The following is a 24130-nucleotide window of genomic DNA, read 5'->3' as shown; positions in this document are numbered from 1 at the left end:
CGCCCGGTTACATTCCGAACCCGGAAGCTAAGCCTCACAGCGCCGATGGTACTGCAGGGGGGACCCTGTGGGAGAGTAGGACGCCGCCGAACAATTCTTCTAGGCCGCGGCCCCAGCGATTCGCTGGGGCCGCGGCCTTTTTGTGTATGTGCGCACGTGCGCACCGCCGGCACACGTGAGGTCTCTCCCGCCCGGACGCGGGGTTCCTCGGGATGCCGGACAATGGAGATGGTGCCAGGCCACGAGGCCGGCATCGAACCGCGTGAGGGCGTTGGTGTCGCCCGGTACGCGGCGGAGATGAAGTAGCAGAAGGAGTTACCAGGATGTCGAACCAGCCCCAGGACCGTCCCGAGCGTCGATCGGACGACGGCCGCGGCTACGAGCCCCGGTCTCGCGGGGGCTGGTCCAACGACCGCGGTCCGCGCCGGGACGACCGTCGGGATGACCGTGGCGGTTTCCGTCGTGACGACCGTCCGTCCGGCGGTGGCTTCAACCGCGACCGTGACCGTGACGACCGTCCCCGTGGCGGCGGTGGCTACGGCCGTGACCGCGACGACCGTGGCGGCTTCCGTCGCGATGACCGCCCCGCCGCCGGTGGCGGCGGTGGCTTCCGCCGTGACGACCGTCCCTCGGGTGGCTTCCGTCGCGATGACCGGGATGACCGTGGCGGTTTCCGTCGTGACGACCGCCCGTCCGGCGGTGGCTTCAACCGTGACCGCGACGACCGTCCCCGTGGCGGCGGCTTCAACCGTGACCGGGATGACCGTGGCGGCTTCCGTCGCGATGACCGCCCCGCCGCCGGTGGCGGCGGTGGCTTCCGCCGTGACGACCGTCCCTCGGGCGGTTTCCGTCGCGATGACCGTCCGTCCGGCGGTGGCTTCAACCGTGACCGTGACGACCGTCCCTCGGGTGGCTTCCGTCGCGACGACCGCCCCGCCGGTGGTGGCTTCAACCGCGACCGCGACGACCGCCCGCGCGGCGGCGGCTACGGCCGCGACCGGGACGACCGTCCCTCGGGTGGCTTCCGTCGTGATGACCGTCCGTCCGGTGGTGGCTTCAACCGCGACCGCGACGACCGCCCGCGCGGCGGCGGCTACGGCCGCGACCGCGATGACCGTCCCTCGGGCGGTTTCCGTCGTGACGACCGTCCGTCCGGTGGTGGCTTCAACCGTGACCGCGACGACCGTCCCCGTGGTGGCGGCTTCAACCGTGACCGGGACGACCGTGGTGGCTTCCGTCGCGACGACCGCCCCGCCGGTGGCGGCGGTGGCTTCCGCCGTGACGACCGTCCCTCGGGCGGTTTCCGTCGCGATGACCGCCCCGCCGGTGGCGGCTTCAACCGTGACCGTGACGACCGTCCCTCGGGTGGCTTCCGTCGTGATGACCGTCCGTCCGGTGGTGGCTTCAACCGTGACCGCGACGACCGCCCGCGCGGCGGCTACGGCCGTGACCGTGACGACCGTCCCTCTGGTGGCTTCCGTCGTGACGACCGCCCGTCCGGTGGCGGCTTCAACCGCGACCGCGACGACCGCCCGCGCGGTGGCTACGGCCGTGACCGGGACGACCGTCCCCGTGGTGGCGGCTACGGCCGCGACCGCGATGACCGTCCCCGTGGCGGCGGTGGCTACGGCCGCGACCGGGACGACCGTGGCGGCTACCGCCGGGATGACCGGGACCGCCGGGACCAGGACGACCGCCGCGGCAACTACGAGCCCGTCAAGCGTCTGCCGATCCCGGAGGACGTCACCGGCTTCGAGCTGGACGCGGACGTGCGCCAGGAGCTCAAGAGCCTGCCCAAGACCCTCGCGGACGACGTCGCCCGCAACCTGGTGATGGTCGCCCGGATGCTGGACAGCGAGCCGGAGGAGGCGTACCAGTACTCCCGCGTCGCGCTGCGGCTGGCGTCCCGTGTCGCGGCCGTGCGTGAGGCCGCCGGCTTCGCCTCGTACATGACCCAGCGGTACTCGGAGGCGCTGACCGAGTTCCGGGCCGCCCGCCGGATGACCGGGCGTGCGGACCTGTGGCCGGTGATGGCGGACTGCGAGCGCGGTCTGGGCCGTCCGGAGCGGGCGCTGGCGATGGCCGGCGAGCCCGAGGTGAAGCAGCTGGACAAGGCCGGCCAGGTCGAGATGCGCCTGGTCGCCGCGGGTGCCCGCACCGACATGGAGCAGTTCGACGCGGCCGTGGTGACCCTGCAGAGCGCGGAGCTGGCGTCCAGCTCGGTGCACCCGTGGACGGCCCGTCTGCGCTACGCCTACGCCGAGGCGCTGATCGCGGCCGGTCGTGGCGAGGAGGCCCGTGAGTGGTTCGCCAAGGCGGCCGAGGCGGACAGCGACGGCGTCACCAACGCCTCGGAGCGGCTGGCCGAGATCGACGGACTGGAGTTCGTCGACGCGCTGGACCCGGAGGCCGCCGAGGAGGAGGCCGCGCAGGACGAGGAGCCGGCGGCCCGTCGTGGCGGCGGTGTCCCGGACGAGCGCGAGATCTTCGAGGACGAGGAAGACGTCGAGGAGTTCTACGACGAGGACGACCTGGAGATCGACGAGGACTTCGACGGCGTCGCGCCGGCGCGGGCCGAGGACGAGAAGCGGGACGAGCAGCGCTGACGCCAGCGCCGGGAACACCGGTGCCGGGTAGGTAGCAGGACCGAGTGGGGCCCTGCCGCACCCCGGGAGATTCCCGGAGGGCGGCAGGGCCCCACTGCGTTCCGGTGGCGCCGCGGCGGGCGGTGCTGCGCGGCGGGCGGGTCAGCCCAGTTCGAGGTTGCGCAGGACCAGCCCGGTGGCCGGCTTGGGGCCGAAGGAGGTGGACTTGCGCGGCATGGTGACACCCTGCTCGGCGAGCCGGCGGACCACGCTCTCGCGTACCGGGTGCAGCAGGACGGCGGTGCCCCCGCTGCGGGCGGCCTCGCGCTCGGCGGCGGCCGCGGTGTGCAGGTAGCCGATGTCGTCCGGGCCGTCGGGGACGCGCCAGGTGTGGTCGAGCAGGGTGGCGTGCAGGACGGTCGCGTCCAGGTGACGCCACTCCTCGGGCCGGTCGTGCGGGACGGTGGCGTCCACGAGGGCCTTGTCGGGCTCGCTGATGAGCCAGTGGACGCCGTCGCCGCCGGTGAGGACGAAGCCGGTGCCGCCGTGGCGCTTCTGCTCGCCGAGGGCCTGGAGAGCCGTCTCCAGCGGGCCGGGGACCTCCTTGACCTGCCACTGGTCGCCGAGCCGCTCCAGCGCCTCGGCCACCGGCAGCCGGTAGAGGACGCGGTGGATGGCGCGCACCCGCAGCGGATAGCGGGCGGTGTCGACGAGCAGGACCAGCCCGCGGTCCCAGGGGCTGCGCGGCAGGTGGCGGTGCTCGCGCTGGAGGCGCAGGTACATCTCCCACCGGTGGTGGCCGTCGGCGATCAGCGCCCGGCAGCGGGCCAGGTCCCGGCCGACCTCGGCGATCTCGGCGGGGTCGGTGACCGCCCAGAGCCGGTGGTGGGTGCCGTCGGTGGTGGTCGTGGTCAGCAGCGGCTCGCCCGCGACGGCCCGTTCGACCACGCCGGAGGCACCGCCGTCGCCCCGGTAGGTGAGCAGCAGCGGTTCGAGGTTGGCCCGGGTGGTGCGCATCAGGCCGACCCGGTCGGCGACCGGCCGCGGCATCACGTCCTCGTGCGGCAGCACCACGCCGGCCTCCCGGCCGCTGACGGCGAGGGCGCCGATCAGGCCGCGCTGGAGCAGTTCGCCGCCGCCGTCCGGGCCGGCCGGGACGCGCTGCTCGTAGACGTAGAGCGCGGGCGTCGGGTCGGGGGCGAGGACGCCCTCGCGCTGCCAGTCGCGCAGCAGCCGGGCGGCGTGCCGGTACCGGGTGTCGCGGTCGGGCCGGTCGCCGGCGTCCTCGGGCTCGGGGCGCGGCAGGATCAGCCGGACCACGTTGTGCGGGTCGGCGGTCTCCAGGTCGAGCCGGCGGCCGGGGTCGACGACGTCGTACGGCGGCGAGGTGACCGCGGCCAGCGTGCCGACCCGGTCGGGGACGTAGCGCAGGCCTCGGAAGGGGGAGAGGGACAGACCTGCGGTGGCGACGTGGCCGGGATCGCCGGGGCCGCCCTGCGGAGACTCCGCTCCGCTTTCTGCACTGGGTGTGGTCATTCTGGGCATCGTAACCGGGTACGCGTTGTTGAGAGATCGGAACACCCGGCCGGAGCGGTGGCCCGGGTGACGACGACCGAGGGCGAGGTACGGCGTGACGGGTGGACAGGAACGGGTGGACGGGCCGGCCGACGGCGCGGGGGCCGACGGGGGCGTGCCCGGGCAGGGCCGGCCGGGGGAGCCGTCCGGGGACGTGTACGAGTGGTTCCGCCGGGGCGGCAAGCTGCTGGCGCAGGGGCATCCGGCGGCGGCGGAGCAGCTGCTGGCCCGGGCGGCGGCGGCCGAGCCGCAGTCGCGCAGCATCCGGGAGACGCTGGCGAGGGCGCAGTTCGACACGGGTTCGTACGCGGCGGCGCTGGAGAACTTCCGGGCCGTCGCGCTGGCGGATCCGTCGGACGACTACGCTCAGTTCGGGTGGGGCGTGTCGGCGGCCCGGCTGGGCGACTTCGAGACGTCCGTCGAGCACCTGGCGCTGGCCGTGGCGATGCGGCCGCAGACCGACCACTACCGGGCGGCGCTGCGGCAGAGCCGGGCGACGCTGGCGGCCCGGGCCGGGGCGTTCGGCCCGCTGCTGCCGGGAGCGCCCGGCTACCTGGAGCCCCCGGGGCCGTCCGGCGAGGTGCCGGGCGGGACGGACGACGAGAAAGACCGCTGATGACCGAGACGGCCGCCGAGACCGCCGCCCCCTCCACCACCGCCACCACGCAGGCCGTCCGGCGTGCCGTGCCGGGCGGCAGCGACCGCCCGCTGTCCGAGGCGTACGACACGGCGCTGCTGGACCTGGACGGCGTGGTCTACGCGGGCCCGGCGGCCGTCGAGCACGCGGTGGACTCGCTGGCGGCGGCGCGGGCGGCCGGGATGCGCCTGGCGTACGTGACCAACAACGCCTCGCGCCCGCCCCGGGTGGTGGCCGGGCACCTGAGCGAGCTCGGCGTGCCGGCCGAGCCGGCGGACGTGATCAACTCGGCCCAGGCGGCGGCCCGGCTGCTCGCCGACCGGCTGCCGGCCGGGGCGAAGGTGCTGGTGGTCGGCGGCGCGGGCCTGGAGGAGGCGCTCGCCGAGCGCGGCCTGGTGGCCGTCCGCACGCTGGCCGAGGAGCCGGTCGCGGTGGTGCAGGGCTTCGACCCGTCGGTGGGCTGGCAGCAGCTGGCGGAGGCCTCGTACGCGGTGGCCGGCGGGCTGCCGTGGGTGGCGTCCAACACGGACCTGACGGTGCCGACCGCGCGCGGCATCGCGCCGGGCAACGGTTCGCTGGTGGCGGCGGTGCGGGCGGCGACCGGGGTGGAGCCGGAGGTCGCGGGCAAGCCGCTGCCGCCGATGCACCGCGAGACCGTGCTGCGGACGGGCGCCCGGCGGCCGCTGGTGGTCGGGGACCGGCTGGACACCGACATCGAGGGCGCGTTCAACGGCGGGGTGGACAGCCTGCTGGTGTTCACCGGGATCGCCACGCCGGCCGAGGTGCTGGCGGCGCCCGCGCGGCACCGGCCGACCTATCTGGCGGCGGACCTGCGCGGACTGCTGACCGCCCAGCCGGAGGTGACGGAGCTCACGGACGGCGCGTTCGGCTGCGGGGGCTGGGTCGCCCGGGCCGAGGGCGGGGTGCTGCGGCTGACCGGTGCCGGCGCGGACCGCTGGGACGGCCTGCGGGCGCTGTGCGCGGCGGCGTGGACGGCGCTGGACGCGGACGGGACGCCGGCGGACGGGCGGAAGGCGCTGGCGGAGCTGGGGTTCTGACCGGCCCGGTCCGACACGACCGGCCGGAGGCGGGGCAGTCGGAGGCGGTGGTCAGAGGAGGCCGCGCAGCCGGAGCAGGTCGCGGAAGCCGGCCTCCAGGCGGACCCGGCCGCCGGCCCAGGCGGAGGCGAAGTTCAGCCGCCCGCCGACCATGGCGACCAGGTCGTCGCTGGTCATGGTGAGCCGGATGTCGGCCTTGGTGGCGGGGGCGCCGGGGGTCTGCACGACGTCCTGGATACGGCCGTCGCGCAGCCGTCCGGAGAAGGTCAGGTCGAGGTCGGTGAGGAAGCAGGTCAGCCCGCGGTCGAGCGCGGTGGCCTTGCGGACGTCGCCGGTGGACCCGGCCATGTTGCGGCTGAGCTGCTCCAGTGCCTCGCGGCACTCCTCGGCGTCGGCCATGGCGGTGGCTCCACTCCTCGTACGGCGGGCGGCGGCGGGACTGCGGGGCCACGGTACCGCAGCGGGGTTTTGGCGGTAGCGTCGTCATGGGGTGCCCGGACCGGCTCCGGCACCCGACGGCGACGGAGCGATGCAGAGCGATGCGCTGAGGCGCTTAGGAGGCACCCGGATGCTGCCGAAGACGGTGCGGGGACTGGTGGAGGTCGCCGCCGAGCTGGTGGAGGAGGCCGGCAAGCGGGTCGTCGGGACGGCGGCCGAACTGCTGGAGCGGGGCGGGATCGACCTGACGGAGGTCGAGCGGCGGCTGGGCGGGCCGTTCCCGCCGTCCGCGAAGCAGCTGCAGACGCTGGCGGAGGAGGCGGTCACGGCCGGCCGGGCCGGGGTGGACCTGGCGGTCGGCGTGGCGCGCAGCGAGGTGGAGAAGGCCTTCGAGAAGGTCGGCGACCAGGTGACCAAGGTCGGCGTGGTGCTCTCGTACCTGGAGAGCAAGCTGCGCGAGGAGGCCGAGCATCAGCCGGCGGCGGCGGGCGCGGGGCCGGCGCCCCGGGCCGAGGGGCTGTTCGGGGACGGCTGGGAGCGCGAGGATCGGGCGCCCGGCGCCGGGACGACCGTCGCGGAGCGGGTCGTGGTGGACGGGCCACCGGCCGAGCCGGCGGACGCGTTGATCGTGGAGCCGGAGCCGGAGCCGGAGCCGGAGCCGGTGGCGGCGGGCGGACCGGTGGCGGCGGCCGGGTCCGTCGCCGAGGCACCCGAGCCGAAGGCCCCGGCGCGCAAGGCGGCGGAGCGCAAGGCCTCGGCGCGCAAGGCGGCGGCGAAGAAGGCGGCCCCGGCCGAGGAGTCCGGGGCAGAGCCCACCGGGACGGAGGCGGCCACCGGGAAGACCGCCGCGAAGAAGACCCCGGCGAGGAAGGCCCCCGCCAAGAAGACCGCGGTCAAGAAGACCGCGACCGCCAAGCGGACGGCCGCCAGGAAGACCGCCGCCGAGCAGGAGGCGCCCGCCAAGCGGACCGCCACCAAGCGGACCACCGTGCGCCGGGCGACCACCACCAAGAAGCCCGATGCCTGAGCCGGGGGCCGCCGGTCCGCTGCCGCTCGGCGTGGAGCTCACCCCGACCGGCCACCCGGCCGTGGACGCCGGGCTGGCCCGGCTGGAGGCGCTGGACGGGGTGCCGACCGAGGCGCACCCCGGGGTGTACGAAGATGTTCACCAGCGGCTCGCGGACACGCTGGCCGCGCTCGACCAGGCGTAGGGCCCGACCGGGCACCCCCGTCCGCCCGGCCGCGCACCCGTAGGACCCGTACGAGCCCCTCCGGGCCGTCGTAGGAACCGTTCAGCAGGAGAGACAAACCAGTGGCAGTGGCACGACGCCGACTCGACGCGGAGCTGGTCCGCCGCAAGCTGGCCCGGTCGCGGGAGCACGCGTCCGAGCTGATCACGGCCGGGCGGGTGACCGTCGGCGGCACCACCGCGACCAAGCCGGCGACCCAGGTGGAGACCTCGGCGGCGGTCGTGGTGGCCAAGGACGAGAACGACCCCGACTACGTCTCCCGCGGCGGCCACAAGCTGGCCGGGGCGTTCGCCGCGTTCGTGCCGCAGGGCCTGGTGGTGGAGGGGCGCCGGGCGCTGGACGCGGGCGCGTCCACCGGCGGCTTCACGGACGTGCTGCTGCGGGCCGGCGCCGCGCACGTGCTGGCCGTGGACGTCGGCTACGGGCAGCTGGCCTGGTCGCTGCAGAGCGACGAGCGGGTCACCGTGATGGACCGCACCAATGTGCGCGAGCTGACCACGGAACTGATCGGCGGGACGCCGGTCGACCTGGTGGTCGGCGACCTCTCCTTCATCTCGCTGGGCCTGGTGCTGCCCGCGCTGGCCGGCTGCGCGGCCGCGGACGCGGACCTGGTGCTGATGGTCAAGCCGCAGTTCGAGATCGGCAAGGAGCGCCTGGGCAGCGGAGGGGTGGTGCGCAGCCCGGAGCTGCGCGCCGAGATGATCCGCCGGGTGGCCGGGCAGGCGTGGGAGCACGGCCTGGGCGTGCGGGCGGTCACCGCGAGCCCGCTGCCCGGCCCGTCCGGGAACGTCGAGTACTTCCTGTGGCTGCGCCGCGACGCCGGCCCGCTGGACCCCGCCGAGGCGGACCGGGCCGTGGCCGAGGGCCCCAGATAGGGTGCTCTGCGGACGTCCGGTCCGTCATGCTGAACGGCGGGCGCACCGGGCCGAGGACGACCCGGCAGGCGTAGGGAGAGGGCAGCGGGCATGAGCGAAGAACGTACGGTCTTCCTGATCGCGCACACCGGCCGGGAGGCGGCGCTGCGCAGCGTCGAGGGTCTGGTGCACGGCCTGCTGAAGGCGGGGATCCGGATCCGGCTGCTGGCCGCCGAGGCGGTGGACCTGGATCTGCCGGACGGCGTCGAGCGGGTGGTCGGCGGGCCGGGCGCGGCGGACGGCTGCGAGCTGATCCTGGTCGCGGGCGGCGACGGGACGCTGCTGCGCGGGGCGGAGCTGGCGCGCGAGCACGGGCTGCCGATGCTGGGCATCAACCTGGGCCGGGTGGGGTTCCTCGCCGAGGCCGAGCGGGACGACCTGGCGGTGGTGGTCGAGCGGGTGGTGGACGCCGACTACGAGGTCGAGGAGCGGATGACCCTCGACGTGATCGTCCGGACCAACGGCGACGTGGTGCACCACGACTGGGCGCTGAACGAGGCGTCGATCGAGAAGGCGTCCCGGGAGCGGATGCTGGAGGTGGTCACCGAGGTGGACGGCCGCCCGGTGTCCAACTTCGGCTGCGACGGGGTGGTCTGCGCGACGCCGACCGGCTCGACCGCGTACGCGTTCTCCGGCGGCGGGCCGGTGGTGTGGCCGGAGGTGGAGGCGCTGCTGATGGTGCCGATCTCCGCGCACGCGCTGTTCGCCCGCCCGCTGGTGACCTCGCCGGACTCGGTGCTGGCGGTGGAGGTGCAGCCGAAGACGCCGCACGGGGTGCTCTGGTGCGACGGGCGGCGTTCGGTGGAGCTCCCGGCCGGGGCCCGGGTGGAGGTGCGCCGGGGGCAGACGCCGGTCCGGCTGGCGCGGCTGCACCGGGCGCCGTTCACCGACCGGCTGGTGGCCAAGTTCGCGCTGCCGGTGACGGGCTGGCGCGGCCGGGCGGACACCCACTGACCGTCCGCCCGACCCAGTGGCCCTTCGTCCGACCCAGTGACCCTTCGTCCGACCCGCTGACCGTCCGTCCGACCCGCTGGGGGCCGGTCTCAGACCGCGAGCGGCTGGGCGTCGTCGGCGCCCGGCCAGGCCGTGCCGGCGGCCGCCCGGGCGGCGACCGCGGCGAGCCGGTCCACGGCGGCGGGGACGGCCGGCGCGGGCACCGTGAGCGGGATCCGGATGAAGTGCTCGAAGGCGCCGTCCACGCCGAAGCGGTTGCCGGCCGCGATCCGCACGCCGCCGCGCTCGCCGGCCAGGGCGAGGGCCGCGCCGGAGAGCGCGCCGGTGGCCACCCAGAGGCAGAGCCCGCCGGGCGGTGGGGCGAAGCGCCAGTCGGGCAGCCGCTCGGGGAGCGCGGCGGTCAGCACCTCGGCGGTGGCCCGCAGGCGGTCCAGCTGGTGGGCGCGGACGGCGGGGAGGTCCTCGCCGAGGAGTTCGGCGGCGATCAGCTGGTCGAGGACGGGCGTGGCGACGTCGCTGTAGACGCGGTCGGCGGCCAGCCGGCGGACCAGCGCGGGCGCCGCCCGTACCCAGCCGATGCGCAGGCCGCCCCAGAGCAGCTTGCTGGCGGAGCCGACGGTGACGACCTGGGCGGCACGGTCCACGGCGGCGGTGGGGCGGGGGAGCGGGGTGCCGTCGGGCACGCCCCAGGCCAGTTCGGCGGTGGTCTCGTCGGCGATCACCAGGGTGCCGGCGGCGCGGGCGGCGGCGAGCAGCTCGCGGCGCTGCTCCTCGGAGACCAGGGCGCCGGTGGGGTTGTGGAAGTCCGGGATGACGTACGCGGCCCTGGGGGCGGCCCCGCGCAGCACCCGGGCCCATTCGGCGAGGTCCCAGCGCGGCGCCCGCGCGGGGCCGTCCGGCCAGAGGTACGGGACGGGCACCAGGCGGGCGCCGCCCTGGCGCAGCGCCTGCAGGGTGTGCGCGTAGCTGGGCGCCTCGACGGCGACCCGGTCGCCGCGGCCGATCAGGGCGCGGCGGATCAGGTGCAGGGCGCCCATCGCGCCGGTGGTGATCAGGATCTGGTCGGGGGTGGTCGGCAGGCCGCGCTCGGCGAAGCGGCGGGCCACCGCCTCGCGCAGCACGGGCAGGCCGGTGGGGTAGTGGCCGTGGCCCGCGGCGTAGGCGGGGAGCTGTTCGACGGCGCGGGCGGCGGCCCGGCCGAGGTGCGGCTGCGGGGCGGGCAGCGCGGCGACGCCCAGGTCCAGGGTGCGGCCCTGCTCGTGCGGGGGCACCGGGTGCAGGGCGTCGCTCGGCGGCGGGGCGCCCTCGGGCAGGGCGGTCCAGCTGCCGGAGCCGCGGCGGCTGTGCAGGTAGCCCTCGGCGCGCAGGGTCTCGTAGGCGGTGGCGACGGTGGTGCGGCTGAGGGCCAGGGCGAGGGCCAGTTCGCGTTCGGCGGGCAGCCGGGCGCCGACCGGCAGCCGGCCCTCGGAGACCAGCAGGCGGATCTGCGAGGCCAGGGCGCGGTAGGCGGGGCGGCGGGTGCCGGCGGGTTCGGGCAGCGGGGCGGTGGTGAGCAGCCGGGCGAGGGCGGCGGGGGTGACGGTGCTCTGCCAGTCGGCCATGGCGATCAGTCCACTTGCTCGGGATTGGCCCTGGATCGGGTCGCTTTGGACTCCCCATGATGGCAGGGCGGCCCTGCCGCCGCCAGTGACCACGGGCGGCGGACGCGGGCCGCAGGCAGCCGCACCACCGCGCAGGGAGACCCGATGACCACCACGAGCCCACCACCCGTCCGCACCGCCCCCGAGACCGCCGCCCCCGCGGCCCGTACCGAAGCCGCGCCCGCCGCGGCGCGCCTGCCGCTCGCCGTCCGGCTGGTCGGCGACACCCACGCGCTGGGCCGCCGCCTGCCGCAGCTCGCCGTGGGCCTCGTCCTGTACGGCGCCAGCATGGGGCTGATGATGCGGGCCTCGCTCGGCCTCGACCCCTGGGACGTGTTCCATCAGGGGCTGCAGCGGGCCCTCGGGCTCTCGGTGGGCGCCTGGGTGACCATCGCCGGCGCCGTGGTGCTGCTGCTGTGGATCCCGCTGCGCCAGCTGCCCGGCATCGGCACGGTGGCCAACGTGCTGGTGCTCGGGGTGTCGATGGACCTCACCCTCGCCCTCGTGGACGGCCCCGGGACGCTGCCCGCCCGGCTCGCCCTGCTGACCGCCGCGATCGTCCTCAACGGGCTGGCCACCGGCCTCTACATCGGCGCCCGGCTGGGGCCCGGGCCGCGCGACGGCCTGATGACCGGCCTGCACCGGCGCACCGGCCGCTCGCTGCGGTTGATCCGCACCGGCATCGAGCTGACCGTGCTGGCGGCCGGCGTGCTGCTCGGCGGCAGCGCCGGGCTCGGCACGGTCGCGTACGCGCTGCTGATCGGTCCGCTGGCGCAGTTCTTCCTGCGGTGGTGCACCGTGCCCGAAGCGCCCGGCGGCGCCGGGGCGGGGAACCCGGGGGACCTTTCGGTGTCAACCTCCCGGAAGGGATGAACCTGCGGGCGCGGGGTTGCCGCTCGTCGCGCTTCGGGGGTGGAACCTCGTAAGGTCGTCTCCGTGTTGGACGAGATGCGGATACGGGATCTTGGCGTCATCGACGACGCGGTGGTCGAGCTCGCCCCCGGCTTCACCGCCGTGACCGGCGAGACCGGCGCCGGCAAGACCATGGTGGTGACGAGCCTGGGCCTGCTGCTCGGCGGACGGGCCGACCCCGGGTTGGTGCGCCACGGCTCCGGACGCGCGGTCGTGGAGGGCCGCCTGGAGCTGCCCCCCGGCTCCCCGGTGGCCGCCCGCGCCGTCGAGGCGGGCGCGGAGCTGGACGACGGCGCGCTGCTGATCAGCCGGACGGTCTCCGCCGAGGGGCGCTCACGGGCGTACGTCGGCGGCCGGGCCGTCCCGGTCGGGCTGCTCGCCGAGCTCGGCGAGGACCTGATCGCCGTCCACGGCCAGACCGACCAGCAGCGGCTGCTGCGCCCGGCCCGCCAGCGCGGCGCGCTGGACCGGTACGCCGGCGCGACGGTCGCCGAGCCGCTGGCCCGCTACCGCGAGGTCTACCGGCAGCTGCGCGAGGTCTCCGCGACCCTGGAGGAGCTGACCACCCGGGCCCGCGAGCGCGCCCAGGAGGCCGACCTGCTGCGCTTCGGCCTGGACGAGGTCGCCGCCGCCGAGCCGGTCGCCGGCGAGGACGCCGAGCTCGGCGCCGAGGCCGAGCGGCTCGGCCACGCCGACGCGCTCTCCTCCGCCGCCACCCTGGCCCACGCCGCCCTGGCCGGCGACCCCGCCGACCCGGAGGCGCTGGACGCCGGCACCCTGCTGGCCCAGGCCCGGCGCGCCCTCGACGCCGTACGCCACCACGACGAGCGCCTCGCCGCGCTCGCCGACCGGCTCAACGAGGTGGGCTACCTGCTCGCCGACGTGGCCGGCGACCTGGCCGGGTACGCCGACGACCTGGACGCCGACCCGGTGCGCCTGGCCGCCGTGGAGGACCGCCGGGCCGTGCTGGCCCAGCTGCTGCGCAAGTACGGCGGCCCGGAGAACTCCCTCGCCGAGGTCCTCTCCTGGGCCGAGAGCGGCGCCTCCCGGCTCGCCGAGCTGGACGGGGACGACGAGCGGATCGACGAGCTCGGCGCCCGGGAGACCGCCCTCCGTGCCGAGCTGGCCGAACTGGCCGCCGAGGTGTCGGCGGCCCGGCACGCCGCCGCCGGGCGCTTCGCCGAGGCGGTCTCCGCGGAGCTCGCCGAGCTCGCCATGCCGCACGCCCGGGTGACCTTCTCGATCAGCCGGGTCGACGACCTGTCCGGCATCGAACTCGACGGCCGCACCGTCGCGTACGGGCCGCACGGCGTGGACGAGGTGGAGGTGCTGCTCGCCCCGCACCCCGGCGCCCAGCCGCGGCCGATCGCCAAGGGCGCCTCGGGCGGTGAGCTGTCCCGGGTGATGCTCGCCGTCGAGGTGGTCTTCGCCGGTGCCGACCCGGTGCCCACGTACCTCTTCGACGAGGTGGACGCGGGCGTCGGCGGCAAGGCGGCGGTGGAGATCGGCCGCCGGCTCGCCAAGCTCGCCGAGAGCGCCCAGGTCGTGGTGGTCACCCACCTCCCGCAGGTGGCGGCCTTCGCCGACCGGCACCTGGTGGTGGAGAAGACCAACGACGGCACCGTCACCCGCAGCGGCGTGAAGGTGCTCGACGACGAGGAGCGGGTGCGCGAGCTCTCCCGGATGCTGGCCGGCCTGGAGGACTCCGAGCTGGGCCGCGCCCACGCCGAGGAGCTCCTCGCGGCGGCCAGCGCCGCCCGCAAGCGGTAGGGCCCGTCTTCCAACCCACGCCGCCCGCCCGCCACCGGGGCGGGCGGCGGCCCGAAGGACGGCCCGCGACGCGCCCCAGGTGGCGCCGACTGTCCAAGAGGGCCGCCGACCTGGCATGGTGGCGGACGGACACTGGCTTTCCAGTCCCGAGCGCCGCTCGCGGGCAACCCTCGCGGCGGCGTGCGTACCTGATCGAGTCGGATGCGAGACGACGTGGACCATTCCGCCGCCCGGGCCACCGCGGCCGCCCCGGAACCGGGGCAGCTGCACGTGGTACTCGTCCTGGCCGCCAGCACCGGCGGCATCGGCGCGCACGTGCGCTCCCTGGCACAGGGCCTGGTCGCGCACGGAGTGACCGTCACGGTCTGCGCGCCCGCCGGTACGGACGCGCTGTTCGGCTTCTCCCGCACCGGCGCCAGGTTCCACCTGGTCGACATCACCCCGACCGCCGGCGCCCGCAGCGACGCCACCGCGATCGGCGAGCTGCGCCGGGCCTTCACCGGCGCCGACGTGGTGCACGCGCACGGCCTGCGGGCCGCCCTGCTCTCCGACCTGGCGCTGCGCACCGCCGGCCGCTTCCCGGGCCTGCGCCCGGAGACCCCGCTGGTGGTCACCTCGCACCACGCGCTGCTCGCCACCGGCATGGAGCGCCGCCTCCAGCGGCTGATGGAGCGCCGGGTGGCGCGGGCCGCCGACCTGGTGCTCGGCGCCTCCTCGGACCTGGTGGCGCGCGCCCGCGAGCTGGGCGCCACCGACGCCCGGCTCGGCCCGGTGGCCGCGCCGCCGATGCCCGAGGGCCGGCTGGACCGCGCGGCCGCCCGGACCGCGCTGCTCGGCGGGGGACCGGACCGCCCGGTGGTGCTGGCGGTCGGCCGGCTCGTCCCGCAGAAGGCCTTCGGGCTGCTGCTGGACGCCTCCCGGGAGCTCGCCGGGGCGGACCCGCGCCCGCTGGTGGCGATCGCCGGGGACGGGCCGGAGGGCGGCGCGCTGCGCGAGCGGGTGGCCGCCGAGCAGCTGCCCGTCGAGCTGCTGGGCTACCGCACGGACGTGCCCGACCTGCTGGCCGCCGCCGACGTGGTGGTGCTGAGCAGCCGGTGGGAGGCCCGGTCGCTGGTGGTCCAGGAGGCGATGCGGGCCGGTGTGCCGGTGGTCGCCACCGCGGTCGGCGGCATCCCCGAACTGGTCGGCGACGCGGCCGTGCTGGTGCCGCCCGGCGATCCGGCGGCGCTGGGCGCCGCGGTACGGGAACTGCTGGCCGACCCGGCGCGCCGGGACCGGCTGGCGGCGGCCGGCCGGCAGCAGGCGGAGACCTGGCCTGACGAGGCGGCGACGGTGGCGCAGGTGCTCTCCACCTACGACGAGCTGGTGCAGCGGGGCTGATCGCGGCCGGGGCCGACCCGGTACGAAGGGCAGGCGGCCGGTACCCGTGGTTCGGGTACCGGCCGTTCGTCGTTCCCGGGCGCGGCCGCCGGGGCACCGCTCGTACGGGCGGCCGCGGAGGGCCGATCGGGCGGAGGCTCGGACGGGCGGAGGGCCGGACGGGCAGCCGGGTCTGCCCGATCGGGCAGACCCCGGGGTGGGGGTTGACGCCGGAAGTTGGTCTAGTCCAACTTGGTTCTCGGCACCCCGGACCAGGCGGGGAAGCCGCCGCGACTTCGCGCAGGGCCGATGAACCGGCCTGCCGCCGGGGCGAGTTGACCCTGGCCCCTGACGATCCGTGACCGGGTGCCGGGTCGAGCTCCGCCCTGCTCCGGGACGTGGCCGGACTGCCCCCGCGACCCCCTCGCGGTGACCACTCGACCGTCCGCCCACCCCGACCGACCGCCCCGTGACCGATTCCCCCGCCGGCGCCCGGTCCCCTCCCTCCACCACCGCACCGCCGAAGCCTTGGAGTGATCGCATGCCCACGTCCGACGGATACCTGCATCGAGCCGCCTCGGACCTGCCCTACTTCAGCGCCGACGGCGAGACCTACCTCGCCCGGACCGCGTTGCGCGACCTCGACAAGTCGCGTCCGCTGCGGGTGCTCTCCGAGGAGGACTTCGCGTTCTGGCAGGACTACGGCTACGTGGTGGTCCGGGAGGCCGTCCCGGCCGAGGCCGCCAAGCGGCTGTTCGACTTCGCCTGGGAGTTCCAGGGCCTGCACCCGGACCGGCCGGAGACCTGGTACGAGGAACGCGAGTACCGCTCCGAGCTCGACCAGCACCTGCACATCTACGGCTTCGTCGAGGCGTACCAGCACCAGCTGATCTGGGACAGCCGGCAGGCCCGGCGGGTCTACGACGCTTTCGTGGACGTCTGGGACTGCGAGGAGCTGTGGGTCACCCTCGACCGGCTCAACCTCAACCCGCCGAACGTCCGCAACCGCGACCGCGCGCTGATCGAGCCCACCGAGACCGGCTTCGACATCGAGCTGCACTGGGACGTCGACAGCACGCTCGGCGTGCTGCCGCAGCGGGTCCAGGGCATCATCGCGCTCAACGACACCGAGCCCGACCACGGCGGCTTCCAGTGCGATCCCGAGCTGTTCCACCGCTTCGAGCGCTGGCGGCTCGACCAGCCCGCCGACCGCGACCCGATCCGGCCCGCCGTCGACCGCGCCGAGTTCCCGGTGGTGCGGCCCGAGCTGAAGGCCGGTGACCTGCTGATCTGGAACGGCATGCTGGCGCACGGCGTCGCCCCCAACGTCTCCGAGCGGGGCGTGCGTTCGGTCCAGTACCTGTCGATGATGCCCGCGCTGGAGGAGCACGCGCAGATGCGCCGCTCGCGGATCGACTCCTGGCAGAACCTCACCACGCCCGACTGGAACCGCACCCTGCTCGGCGACGCCACCCGGCACGAGTCGCTGCGCTACGGCCCGGCCACCCTGAACGAGCTGGGGCGCAAGCTGCTCGGGCTGGACTCCTGGCGGGGCGGCCAGGGCGGTGCCGGGGCTTCGGCCGGCATCGAGGGCCCGACCGGTGCCGAGGGTCCGGGCGGCGTCGGGCGGGCGGGCGGCGCCGATGCGTAGGGTCTGCCTGGCGCTGCCCACCAACCGGGCCTGCGCCGACACCATCCGGGCCGTCCACGAGGAGGCCGCGTACGCCGCCGGGACCTTCGGCGTCGAGGTCCACCTGCTGGTGCTGGACTCCGCCGACCAGGCCACCCGGGCCGGGCACACCGCCGCGCTCGCCGAACTGCCGGCCGTACCGGGCGTGCTGGTGCACCACCTCGACGAGGAGCGGCAGCGGGAGTTCCTGCGCCGGGTGATCCACCGGGCCGGGATCGCCGAGCCCGCGACCGTGCTCGACCTGATGCTCCCGGACGCGGTCTCCTACGGCGCCTGCACCAACCGGGCGTTCCTGCTGGCCGCCGCGCTCGGCTGCGAGTCGCTGCACCGGCGGGACTCGGACAGCGGCTACCAGGTGCTGGACGGCCGTCCGGTGTTCCCCGTCCACCACGAGCTGCGGGCGCTGGGCCGGCGCGCGGCGGAGCTGTCCGGCGAGGTCACCGACGACCTGCTGGACCCGGCGCACGGTGACAAGCCGGTGGCGCTGGTGGGCAGTTCGTTCGTCGGCGAGCTGTCGGTGGACATCGGTGAGATCCGCGAGCTGGACCCCGCCGTCTACGAGGAGGTGGTCGGCCTCTGGGCGCCGGCGCAGTGGTCCGAGGAGCGCCGGCGGGAGCTGGTCGCGGACTCCTTCACGGGGGCCGGCGACGAGCCGTTCACCGAGGACCGCTCGGTGCTCGACCTGCCCGACATCTGGCGGGTGGACATGTGCAACATCGCCCTCGACCACGAGGTGTACGAGCGGGTGCCGCTGCCGCCGGCGACCGCGACCATCGGCAGCGACTACTTCCTGCTGCACCTGGTCCGCGACGCGACCCTGCCCGGGGTGGTGCACAACCGCAACATCGTGAACTTCTACACCCCCGAGCGGCGCACCGGGGCCGGGTTCACCGCGTACCAGCTGCGGTTCACCAAGTTCCTGCTGTCGATGCTCTACCTCTACCCGGTCTACTTCGCGATGGAGGACGCCGGCGCGGTGCTGCTCGACGAGCAGCACCGGGTGCGCGCCGACGTGATCGCCGAGCTGGCCGGGCGCAGCGCCGGGACCGACCGGGAGGAGAACATCCGGCGGCTGGACGTGCTGGACGTCGCGTACCGCAAACTCGGCGGGAAGTACGCCGAGTTCGCCGATCACCTGCTGCCGTCGCGCGGGCGGCTGCTCGACGAGGCGCAGGCCGACATCGAGGACTTCGCGCTGCTGATCGAGGTGTGGGGCCCGCTGGTGTGGGCGAGCAGGGCGACCGGCCTCGACCGGTCGGCGGCCCGGTAGCCGGGAGCCCGGGGATGTACGACGACGACGCACGGCACGGCGGCACGCGGTACGACGACGCGCCGCACGACGGCACGCGGTACGACCGCATGCGGCACGAGGCGGGGCGGTACGACGGTGCGGGCCTGCGTGCCGCGCTGGCGGCCGCCACCGAGGACCGGCTGATCCTCGACCTGGACGGGATCGAGGCGCAGTACGCCGCCCTGGTGCGCGAACTGCCCGGGGTGGACGTCCGCTTCGCGATGAAGGCCTGCCCGGTGGACGAGGTGCTCGCCTGCCTGGCCGCCCTCGGCGCGGGCTTCGACGCGGCCGGCCCGCAGGAGATCACCCAGGCGCTGCGCACCGGTGTGCCCGCCGGCCGGATCCACTACGGCAACACCATCAAGTCCGACCGGAACATCGCCGAGGCGTACCGGCTGGGGGTGCGGGACTTCGCGACCGACAGTCTGGAGGACGTCGCGGCGATCGCCGTGCACGCCCCCGGCGCCCGGGTGTTCTGCCGGCTGGCGACCAGCGGGGAGGGCGCGCTGTGGGGGCTGAGCCGCAAGTTCGGTTGCTCGGCCGCCGACGCGCTGCTCGTCCTGGAGGCGGCCCGGGCGGCCGGACTGACCCCGGCGGGGCTGTCGGTCCACGTGGGCTCGCAGCAGATGACGGCCGGGGCCTGGCGGGAGGCCTTCGAACGGCTCGGCGAGGTGGTCGAGGCGCTGAACGGGCGCGGGATCCGCCTCGACCACGTCAACCTCGGCGGCGGACTGCCCGCGCTGGGCTGCCTCGACCGGCGCGGCCGGCCGCTGGACCCGCCGCTGGACAAGATGTTCGCGGTGATCCGGGAGGGCGTCCAGCGGCTGCGTGAACTCGCCGACGGGCCACTGGAGTTCCTCATGGAGCCGGGCCGGCACCTGATCGCCGACCACGGCGCGATCCGGGCGCACGTGTCCCGGCTGTCCACCCGCGAGCAGTTGGACGGCGAGCGCGACGCCTGGCTGTACCTGAGCTGCGGGAAGTTCAACGGCCTGTACGAGATGGACGAGCTGCGCTACCGGCTGGAGTTCCCGACCCACCCCGGCGCCCGTCCGGTGCCGGCCGTGGTCGCCGGCCCCACCTGCGACAGCGACGACGCGTACGCCCACGAGGACGGCGGGCGGGTCGACGTGCCGGCGGGCCTGGCCTCGGGGGACCCGGTGTGGATCCACTCCTGCGGCGCGTACGCGGTGGGCTACACGACCCAGGGGTTCAACGGCTTCGACCCGCTGCCGGTCAGCTGCGTGCGCGGCGCCGGCGGCCCGGCCGGGGGAGGGACGGCGTAGATGGGCGGCACGTTCCCGATCCGGCCGCTCGCGGACGGCGACTGGACGCAGGTGGCGCGGCTGGAGGCCGCCGCGTACACCCCGCTCGGGCTGTCGGAGGGACGGGCGGCGCTGGAGGCCCTGGGCCGCCGCTCGCCCGGCACCTGCTACGCGCTGGAGCACGACGGGCGGCTCGGCGGCTACCTGCTGGCGCTGCCGTACCCGCCGCTGCGCTGCCCGGACCTCGGCCGGCCGGAGCCGGACGGCCCCGCGCCGGACGGCCCGCCGGACAACCTGCACGCCCACGACCTGGTGATCGCCGAGGAACTGCGCGGCCGGGGCCTGGCGGCGCGGCTGATGGGACGGCTCGCGGACACCGCGCGGGAGCGGGGCTTCACCCGGATGTCCCTGGTGGCCGTGGGCGGCAGCGACGTCCTGTGGTCCCGGCTGGGCTACCGGGCCCTCCCGGAGGTCGCGCTGCCGGCGAGCTACGGCCGGCGCGCGGTCTACATGTCGACGGCGCTGTGAGAGGGCGCTGTGAGTCGGCGCCGCGGGACGACGCCGGGCGACGAGGCCGTGCGACGGCGCTGTGAACGGACCGCGCCGCGAGGCGTTGAGAATGGAAGTTGGGTGATGGAAGTGTTCGGCGTGCGTGACGGGTTCCGCCGGGCCCAGGTGGCGATCTCGGGGTTGTTCCTCTTCCTCGGGTTCCAGTACGGCACCTGGGTGTCCCGGCTGCCCATGCTCAAGTCGGAGCTGGGGCTGGACGAGGCGGACCTCGGGCTGCTGCTGATGGCCTGCGGCGCGGGGGCGGCGGCGTCGTTCCCCCTGGTGGCGGTACTGATGCGGCGGCTGGGCTCGCGACGGCTGTCCGAGCTGTCCGCGCTCTGCCTGGCGGGGGTGCTGCTCGCGCTCGCCGTGGTGCCGAACTACCCGGTGGCACTGGTGGTGGTCTGTCTGGACGGGCTGGCGGTCGGCTGCCTCAACGTGGCGATGAACGCCCAGGGCGCGGCGCTGGAGGCCCGGTACGAGCGGACGGCGATGGCACGCTTCCACGCGACCTTCAGCGCCGGCGCGCTGCTGGCCGCGCTGCTGGCCTCCGGGATGAACACGCTGACCCCCGGCCTGCTCGCGCACTTCGGGGTGGCCGCCGCGCTGCTCCTCGTGCTGGTCGTGCTGGCCCGCCCGGGGCTGCTGACGGAGGAGCAGCCGGCCGCGGAGCCGGTGGCCGCCGAGGAGCGCAAGGGGCGGCGCCGGCTGGTGCTGCCCGCCCGGGCGACCCTGTGGATGGGGCTGGCGATGGCCTTCGGCACCGTCACCGAGGGCGCCATGAACGACTGGTCGGCGCTCTACCTCAAGGACGTCGTCAAGGCGTCCGAGGAGCTGGCGCCGATGGGGATCGCGGTGGTCGCCGGGATGATGGTGCTGGCCCGGATCTTCGCCGACGGCTGGCGCAGCCGCTGGGGCGACGCCCTGATCGTGCGGGCCGGCAGCGCGCTGGCCGGGGGCGGTCTGGCGCTGGCGCTGCTGGCCGGCGGGGTGGTGCCGACCCTGGTCGGGTTCGCCTGCGTCGGGCTGGGCGTGGCGGCGGTGACCCCGTGCGTCTACGTGGCGGCGGCCGGGCAGGGCTCGGACGCGCTCTCCCTGGTCGCCTCGATGGGGACGGTCGGCCTGCTGGCCGGCCCGGCGGTGATCGGCTTCATCGCGCACGGCAGCGGACTGGTGTGGGGCATGGCCGCGGTGGCCGCCTCCGCGCTGCTGGTCTCGCTCTGCGCCACCCGGATCCGCTTCGCCGCCCTGGGCGGTGCGAGCGCCTGAGAGCCCGGGCGCCCCTGGCGCCGCCGCGCTCCGAGCGCCGTGACGCACCGCGCCCCCGCCGACGACGATCGGCGGGGGCGCGGTGCGCGTCCTCAGGTCAGACGGTGGCCTGCTCGGTGCGGTCGGCGGCGTGCCCGTCCGGCTGGGCGGACAGGTAGGCCCCGCCGCAGGCGGTGAGCCGCAGCGCGGTGTCGATCAGCGGGACGTGGCTGAAGGCCTGCGGGAAGTTGCCGACCTGGCGCTTCTCGCGCGGGTCCCACTCCTCGGCGAGCAGGCCGATGTCGTTGCGCAGGGACAGCAGCTTGTCGAACAGCTCGCGGGCCTCCTGGACCCGGCCGATCATGGCGAGGTCGTCGGCGAGCCAGAAGGAGCAGGCGAGGAAGGCGCCCTCGTGGCCGGAGAGCCCGTCCACGTTGCTCCCGGACTCGTCGTGGGTGGGGTAGCGCAGCACGAAGCCGTCCTCGGTGGCGAGCTCGCGCTGGATGGCCTCGATGGTGCCGATCACCCGCTTGTCGTCCGGCGGCAGGAAGCCCACCTGGGGGATGAGCAGCAGTGAGGCGTCGAGCTCCTTGCCGCCGTAGTACTGGGTGAAGGTGTTGCGCTCGGGGTCGTAGCCCTTCTCGCAGACGTCCCGGTGGATGGTGTCGCGCAGCTCGCGCCAGCGCTCCAGGTGGCCGTCGGAGGGCGCGTCCTCGGGGGTCTGCTCCAGCAGCTTGATGGTCCGGTCGACGGCGACCCAGGCCATCACCTTGGAGTGGACGAAGTGCCGGCGCGGGCCGCGGACCTCCCAGATGCCCTCGTCCGGCTCCTGCCAGTGGTCCTCCAGGTACTCGATCAGGCGCAGCTGGAGGTGGTGGGCGTGGTCGTTGCGGACCAGACCGGTCATGTGGGCCAGGTGCAGCGCCTCGACCACCTCGCCGTAGACGTCCAGCTGGAGCTGGCCGGCGGCGCCGTTGCCGACCCGGACGGGCTGGGAGCCCTCGTAGCCGGGCAGCCAGTCGAGCGAGGACTCGGTGAGCTCGCGCTCGCCGGCGATGCCGTACATGATCTGCAGGTTCTCGGGGTCGCCGGCGACGGCGCGCAGCAGCCACTCGCGCCAGGCGCGGGCCTCGTCGCGGTAGCCGGTGCGCAGCAGCGAGGAGAGGGTGATCGCGGCGTCGCGCAGCCAGGTGTAGCGGTAGTCCCAGTTGCGCTCGCCGCCGATGTCCTCGGGCAGCGAGGTGGTGGGGGCGGCGACGATGCCGCCGGTGGGGGCGTAGGTGAGGCCCTTGAGGGTGATCAGCGAGCGGATCACGGCCTCGCGGTAGGGGCCCTGGTACGTGCACTGGCCGGCCCAGTCGTGCCAGAAGTCGGCGGTCGCGTCGAGCATGGCCTCGGCGTCGGGCACGGTGGGGGCCTCCAGGTGGGAGGCCTGCCAGGTGAGGGCGAAGGCGATCCGCTCGCCGGCGGCGACGGTGAAGTCGGCGTACGTGGTGAGGTCGCGCCCGTACGTCTCGGCCTCGCCGTCCAGCCAGACCGAGTCGGGGCCGGCCACGGCGACCGTGCGGTGGCCGCCGTCGGGCTGCTCGACGCGGTGCACCCAGGGCACCACGCGGCCGTAGCTGAACCGCATCCGCAGCGCGGAGCGCATCCGGACGGTGCCGGTCAGGCCCTCGACGATGCGGATCATCTGCGGCACGGCGTCCTTGCCGGCCAGCGGGCGGGGCGGCATGAAGTCGATCACCCGGACGCTGCCGTCCCGGCAGTCCCACTCCTGCTCCAGGATCAGCGAGTCGCCCCGGTAGCGGCGCCGGTCGGCGGGCACGGCCGGCGCGGCCGCGGTGGGCGGCGGGACGCGGAGGTCTCCGGTGTCGGTGAGGCGGCCCGGTCGGACGGGTGCGGCGGGGGCCGGCGCGGGCTGTTCGGCGGCGACCGCCTCGGCGGGGCCGATCCGCCAGAAGCCGTGTTCGTCGGTGCCCAGCAGTCCGGCGAAGACGGCCGGTGAGTCGAACCGGGGCAGGCACAGCCAGTCGACCGCCCCGTCCCTGCTGACGAGGGCGGCGGTCTGCATGTCCCCGATGAGTGCGTAGTCCTCGATACGGCCGGCCACGTGATCTCCAAGTTCGCAATGCGGTCACGACGCACCGGTGACCCGGGTGAGCGAGCGGTCGGCGGGGCCGGGACGTCCCGGGGGTCGTGCCACCCCCGGACGCTCCGGGCCGCCGGGGTGGTGGCGGGCAAGTGCCGGGGTGTCCGCGGGGCTGGGGTGAGCCCCTGGAGTGGGCGAGGAGGAGCTGGTGACGGGGAGGTCCGGTCGCGCATCGGGGACCGGGAGACGCCTGACCCTCCCACGCCCTCCGCGTGCTCAATCTGTCGGCGATGCGTCCGTGCAGCTTACGACGGACGAAAGGGGCGAAGCACGCGGACGCCGCTCGGGGCGGGCCCACAATTCGGGGAAAATGCCGTGGTTCGCGAGAGTGCCCGCCAACATGACCCGGAGGGATCAGCTCCGGATGGCCCGTACGGAGCAGGCGCGGCGGCCTGGGGATGGCCCGGACGTGCGGGGCCCGGGTGGCCCACCACGGGGGGTGGTGAGGCTCCTGTGACGAGTGCGCCGGGAGGTGCGCCGGTCGTGTGACGGGCGTGTGGACCCGGGGTGCCGACGGCGTCCCGGAACGCGCCCCCGTCGGGTCACTGTTACCCTGGTATCCCGTGGACCGGTGGGATCAAACGCCCCGGACCAGCCGAACCGACGACCCCGCGAGCGCCGCACCGCGCTCCCCGTCGCCAGGCGAGCCGCGAGCTTCCCGCCCACGTCACCTTCGACACGCGACCCACGGGAGCCCCCTCTTGGCACAGCCCCATTCCGGCAAGGCAGCGAACGGCCGCGCCGTGACGACCAAGCACCTCTTCGTCACCGGGGGTGTCGCCTCTTCGCTCGGCAAGGGCCTCACCGCCTCCAGCCTCGGCGCGCTGTTGAAGGCCCGTGGTCTGC

19 protein-coding genes, 1 rRNA gene and 2 pseudogenes are annotated in these 24130 nt (G+C 75.5%); 18 read left to right on the top strand and 4 right to left on the bottom strand.

The genetic code is table 11. The features are described from left to right. The 3 genes and pseudogenes from rrf to ACWEQL_RS29730 all read left to right on the top strand — a co-directional run. Positions 1-92, top strand: a 5S ribosomal RNA gene (gene rrf, locus ACWEQL_RS29740); the annotation flags it as partial. A gap of 267 nt (positions 93-359) precedes the next feature. Then, positions 360-1391 (top strand): annotated as a pseudogene (locus ACWEQL_RS29735) (hypothetical protein); the annotation flags it as partial. Positions 1392-1769: 378 nt separating this feature from the next. Continuing rightward, positions 1770-2606, top strand: coding sequence for a tetratricopeptide repeat protein (locus ACWEQL_RS29730; RefSeq protein WP_452153430.1), 837 nt, complete (start codon positions 1770-1772; stop codon positions 2604-2606). Positions 2607-2747: 141 nt separating this feature from the next. Here the strand turns inward: ACWEQL_RS29730 and ACWEQL_RS29725 are convergent, their stop codons facing one another. After that, positions 2748-4121 (bottom strand): DUF1015 family protein, encoded by a 1374-nt coding sequence (locus ACWEQL_RS29725; protein ID WP_452153425.1) that lies wholly within the window; start codon positions 4119-4121, stop codon positions 2748-2750. A gap of 94 nt (positions 4122-4215) precedes the next feature. Here ACWEQL_RS29725 and ACWEQL_RS29720 point away from each other — a divergent pair, with 94 nt between their 5' ends. Continuing rightward, a complete protein-coding gene (locus tag ACWEQL_RS29720) occupies positions 4216-4776 on the top strand; it encodes a tetratricopeptide repeat protein (RefSeq protein WP_452153424.1) in 561 nt (186 codons plus the stop codon). Next, a complete protein-coding gene (locus ACWEQL_RS29715) occupies positions 4776-5855 on the top strand; it encodes an HAD-IIA family hydrolase (protein WP_452153423.1) in 1080 nt (359 codons plus the stop codon). The genes ACWEQL_RS29720 and ACWEQL_RS29715 overlap by 1 nt, the downstream gene beginning before the upstream one ends. Positions 5856-5906: 51 nt before the next feature. On the opposite strand, the gene ACWEQL_RS29710 is transcribed toward ACWEQL_RS29715, so the two are convergent. Beyond that, a complete protein-coding gene (locus ACWEQL_RS29710) occupies positions 5907-6254 on the bottom strand; it encodes a sterol-binding protein (RefSeq protein WP_452153422.1) in 348 nt (115 codons plus the stop codon). Between the two features lie 169 nt (positions 6255-6423). Between ACWEQL_RS29710 and ACWEQL_RS29705 the strand changes: the two genes are divergently transcribed. From ACWEQL_RS29705 to ACWEQL_RS29690, 4 genes are all read left to right on the top strand, one after another. Then, positions 6424-7320 carry a hypothetical protein gene (locus ACWEQL_RS29705; RefSeq protein WP_452153421.1) on the top strand — a complete coding sequence of 299 codons (897 nt, stop codon included), beginning with the start codon at positions 6424-6426 and terminating at the stop codon, positions 7318-7320. Beyond that, entirely contained in the window at positions 7313-7504 is a 192-nt protein-coding gene (locus ACWEQL_RS29700) for a hypothetical protein (RefSeq protein ID WP_452153420.1), read from the top strand. Before ACWEQL_RS29705 ends, ACWEQL_RS29700 begins: the two co-directional genes overlap by 8 nt. A gap of 107 nt (positions 7505-7611) precedes the next feature. Beyond that, positions 7612-8418, top strand: a complete 807-nt coding sequence (locus tag ACWEQL_RS29695) for a TlyA family RNA methyltransferase (protein ID WP_452153429.1) — start codon at positions 7612-7614, stop codon at positions 8416-8418. Between the two features lie 90 nt (positions 8419-8508). Further along, positions 8509-9411, top strand: coding sequence for an NAD kinase (locus ACWEQL_RS29690; RefSeq protein WP_452153419.1), 903 nt, complete (start codon positions 8509-8511; stop codon positions 9409-9411). 89 nt (positions 9412-9500) lie between these two features. Here the strand turns inward: ACWEQL_RS29690 and yczR are convergent, their stop codons facing one another. Continuing rightward, positions 9501-11012, bottom strand: a complete 1512-nt coding sequence (yczR, locus tag ACWEQL_RS29685) for a MocR-like transcription factor YczR (protein WP_452153418.1) — start codon at positions 11010-11012, stop codon at positions 9501-9503. A gap of 144 nt (positions 11013-11156) precedes the next feature. On the opposite strand from yczR, the gene yczE reads away from it, so the two are divergent. The 8 genes from yczE (at position 11157) to ACWEQL_RS29645 (ending at position 21156) form a co-directional block, all read left to right on the top strand. After that, positions 11157-11924 carry a membrane protein YczE gene (yczE, locus tag ACWEQL_RS29680; RefSeq protein ID WP_452153417.1) on the top strand — a complete coding sequence of 256 codons (768 nt, stop codon included), beginning with the start codon at positions 11157-11159 and terminating at the stop codon, positions 11922-11924. Between the two features lie 75 nt (positions 11925-11999). After that, entirely contained in the window at positions 12000-13733 is a 1734-nt protein-coding gene (recN, locus tag ACWEQL_RS29675) for a DNA repair protein RecN (protein ID WP_452153428.1), read from the top strand. A gap of 201 nt (positions 13734-13934) precedes the next feature. After that, positions 13935-15113, top strand: coding sequence for a glycosyltransferase family 4 protein (locus ACWEQL_RS29670; protein ID WP_452153416.1), 1179 nt, complete (start codon positions 13935-13937; stop codon positions 15111-15113). 520 nt (positions 15114-15633) lie between these two features. Beyond that, entirely contained in the window at positions 15634-16743 is a 1110-nt protein-coding gene (locus tag ACWEQL_RS29665; protein ID WP_452153415.1) for a YbiU family protein, read from the top strand. Beyond that, on the top strand, positions 16736-18052 hold the full coding sequence (locus tag ACWEQL_RS29660; protein WP_452153414.1) for a DUF6271 family protein: 1317 nt from the start codon (positions 16736-16738) through the stop codon (positions 18050-18052). The genes ACWEQL_RS29665 and ACWEQL_RS29660 overlap by 8 nt, the downstream gene beginning before the upstream one ends. 89 nt (positions 18053-18141) lie before the next feature. Next, on the top strand, positions 18142-19359 hold the full coding sequence (locus ACWEQL_RS29655; RefSeq protein ID WP_452153427.1) for a type III PLP-dependent enzyme: 1218 nt from the start codon (positions 18142-18144) through the stop codon (positions 19357-19359). Further along, entirely contained in the window at positions 19360-19866 is a 507-nt protein-coding gene (locus ACWEQL_RS29650) for a GNAT family N-acetyltransferase (protein WP_452153413.1), read from the top strand. Between the two features lie 105 nt (positions 19867-19971). Beyond that, positions 19972-21156: an MFS transporter gene (locus ACWEQL_RS29645; protein WP_452153426.1), complete on the top strand. Its 1185-nt coding sequence runs from the start codon at positions 19972-19974 to the stop codon at positions 21154-21156. A gap of 97 nt (positions 21157-21253) precedes the next feature. Here the strand turns inward: ACWEQL_RS29645 and ACWEQL_RS29640 are convergent, their stop codons facing one another. After that, the gene (locus ACWEQL_RS29640) at positions 21254-23245 is read right to left on the bottom strand and encodes a glycoside hydrolase family 15 protein (RefSeq protein ID WP_452153412.1); all 1992 of its coding nucleotides are present in this window, start codon (positions 23243-23245) and stop codon (positions 21254-21256) included. 533 nt (positions 23246-23778) lie between these two features. Between ACWEQL_RS29640 and ACWEQL_RS29635 the strand changes: the two are divergent. Beyond that, positions 23779-24130 (top strand): annotated as a pseudogene (locus ACWEQL_RS29635) (hypothetical protein); the annotation flags it as partial.

It is taken from the genome of Kitasatospora sp. NPDC004240 (assembly GCF_053603215.1).
Note: the sequence above shows the minus strand (reverse complement) of the source record. Positions and strands in the feature narration are given on the sequence as shown.

Excerpts from the sequence above, each read along its gene's own strand:
- ACWEQL_RS29725 (WP_452153425.1), bottom strand. The coding sequence starts at position 4,121 with ATGACCACACCCAGTGCAGAAAGCGGAGCGGAGTCTCCGCAGGGCGGC.
- ACWEQL_RS29715 (WP_452153423.1), top strand. The coding sequence starts at position 4,776 with ATGACCGAGACGGCCGCCGAGACCGCCGCCCCCTCCACCACCGCCACC.
- ACWEQL_RS29710 (WP_452153422.1), bottom strand. The coding sequence starts at position 6,254 with ATGGCCGACGCCGAGGAGTGCCGCGAGGCACTGGAGCAGCTCAGCCGC.
- ACWEQL_RS29705 (WP_452153421.1), top strand. The coding sequence starts at position 6,424 with ATGCTGCCGAAGACGGTGCGGGGACTGGTGGAGGTCGCCGCCGAGCTG.
- ACWEQL_RS29700 (WP_452153420.1), top strand. The coding sequence starts at position 7,313 with ATGCCTGAGCCGGGGGCCGCCGGTCCGCTGCCGCTCGGCGTGGAGCTC.
- ACWEQL_RS29690 (WP_452153419.1), top strand. The coding sequence starts at position 8,509 with ATGAGCGAAGAACGTACGGTCTTCCTGATCGCGCACACCGGCCGGGAG.
- yczR (WP_452153418.1), bottom strand. The coding sequence starts at position 11,012 with ATGGCCGACTGGCAGAGCACCGTCACCCCCGCCGCCCTCGCCCGGCTG.
- yczE (WP_452153417.1), top strand. The coding sequence starts at position 11,157 with ATGACCACCACGAGCCCACCACCCGTCCGCACCGCCCCCGAGACCGCC.
- recN (WP_452153428.1), top strand. The coding sequence starts at position 12,000 with ATGCGGATACGGGATCTTGGCGTCATCGACGACGCGGTGGTCGAGCTC.
- ACWEQL_RS29670 (WP_452153416.1), top strand. The coding sequence starts at position 13,935 with ATGCGAGACGACGTGGACCATTCCGCCGCCCGGGCCACCGCGGCCGCC.
- ACWEQL_RS29665 (WP_452153415.1), top strand. The coding sequence starts at position 15,634 with ATGCCCACGTCCGACGGATACCTGCATCGAGCCGCCTCGGACCTGCCC.
- ACWEQL_RS29660 (WP_452153414.1), top strand. The coding sequence starts at position 16,736 with ATGCGTAGGGTCTGCCTGGCGCTGCCCACCAACCGGGCCTGCGCCGAC.
- ACWEQL_RS29655 (WP_452153427.1), top strand. The coding sequence starts at position 18,142 with ATGCGGCACGAGGCGGGGCGGTACGACGGTGCGGGCCTGCGTGCCGCG.
- ACWEQL_RS29650 (WP_452153413.1), top strand. The coding sequence starts at position 19,360 with ATGGGCGGCACGTTCCCGATCCGGCCGCTCGCGGACGGCGACTGGACG.
- ACWEQL_RS29645 (WP_452153426.1), top strand. The coding sequence starts at position 19,972 with ATGGAAGTGTTCGGCGTGCGTGACGGGTTCCGCCGGGCCCAGGTGGCG.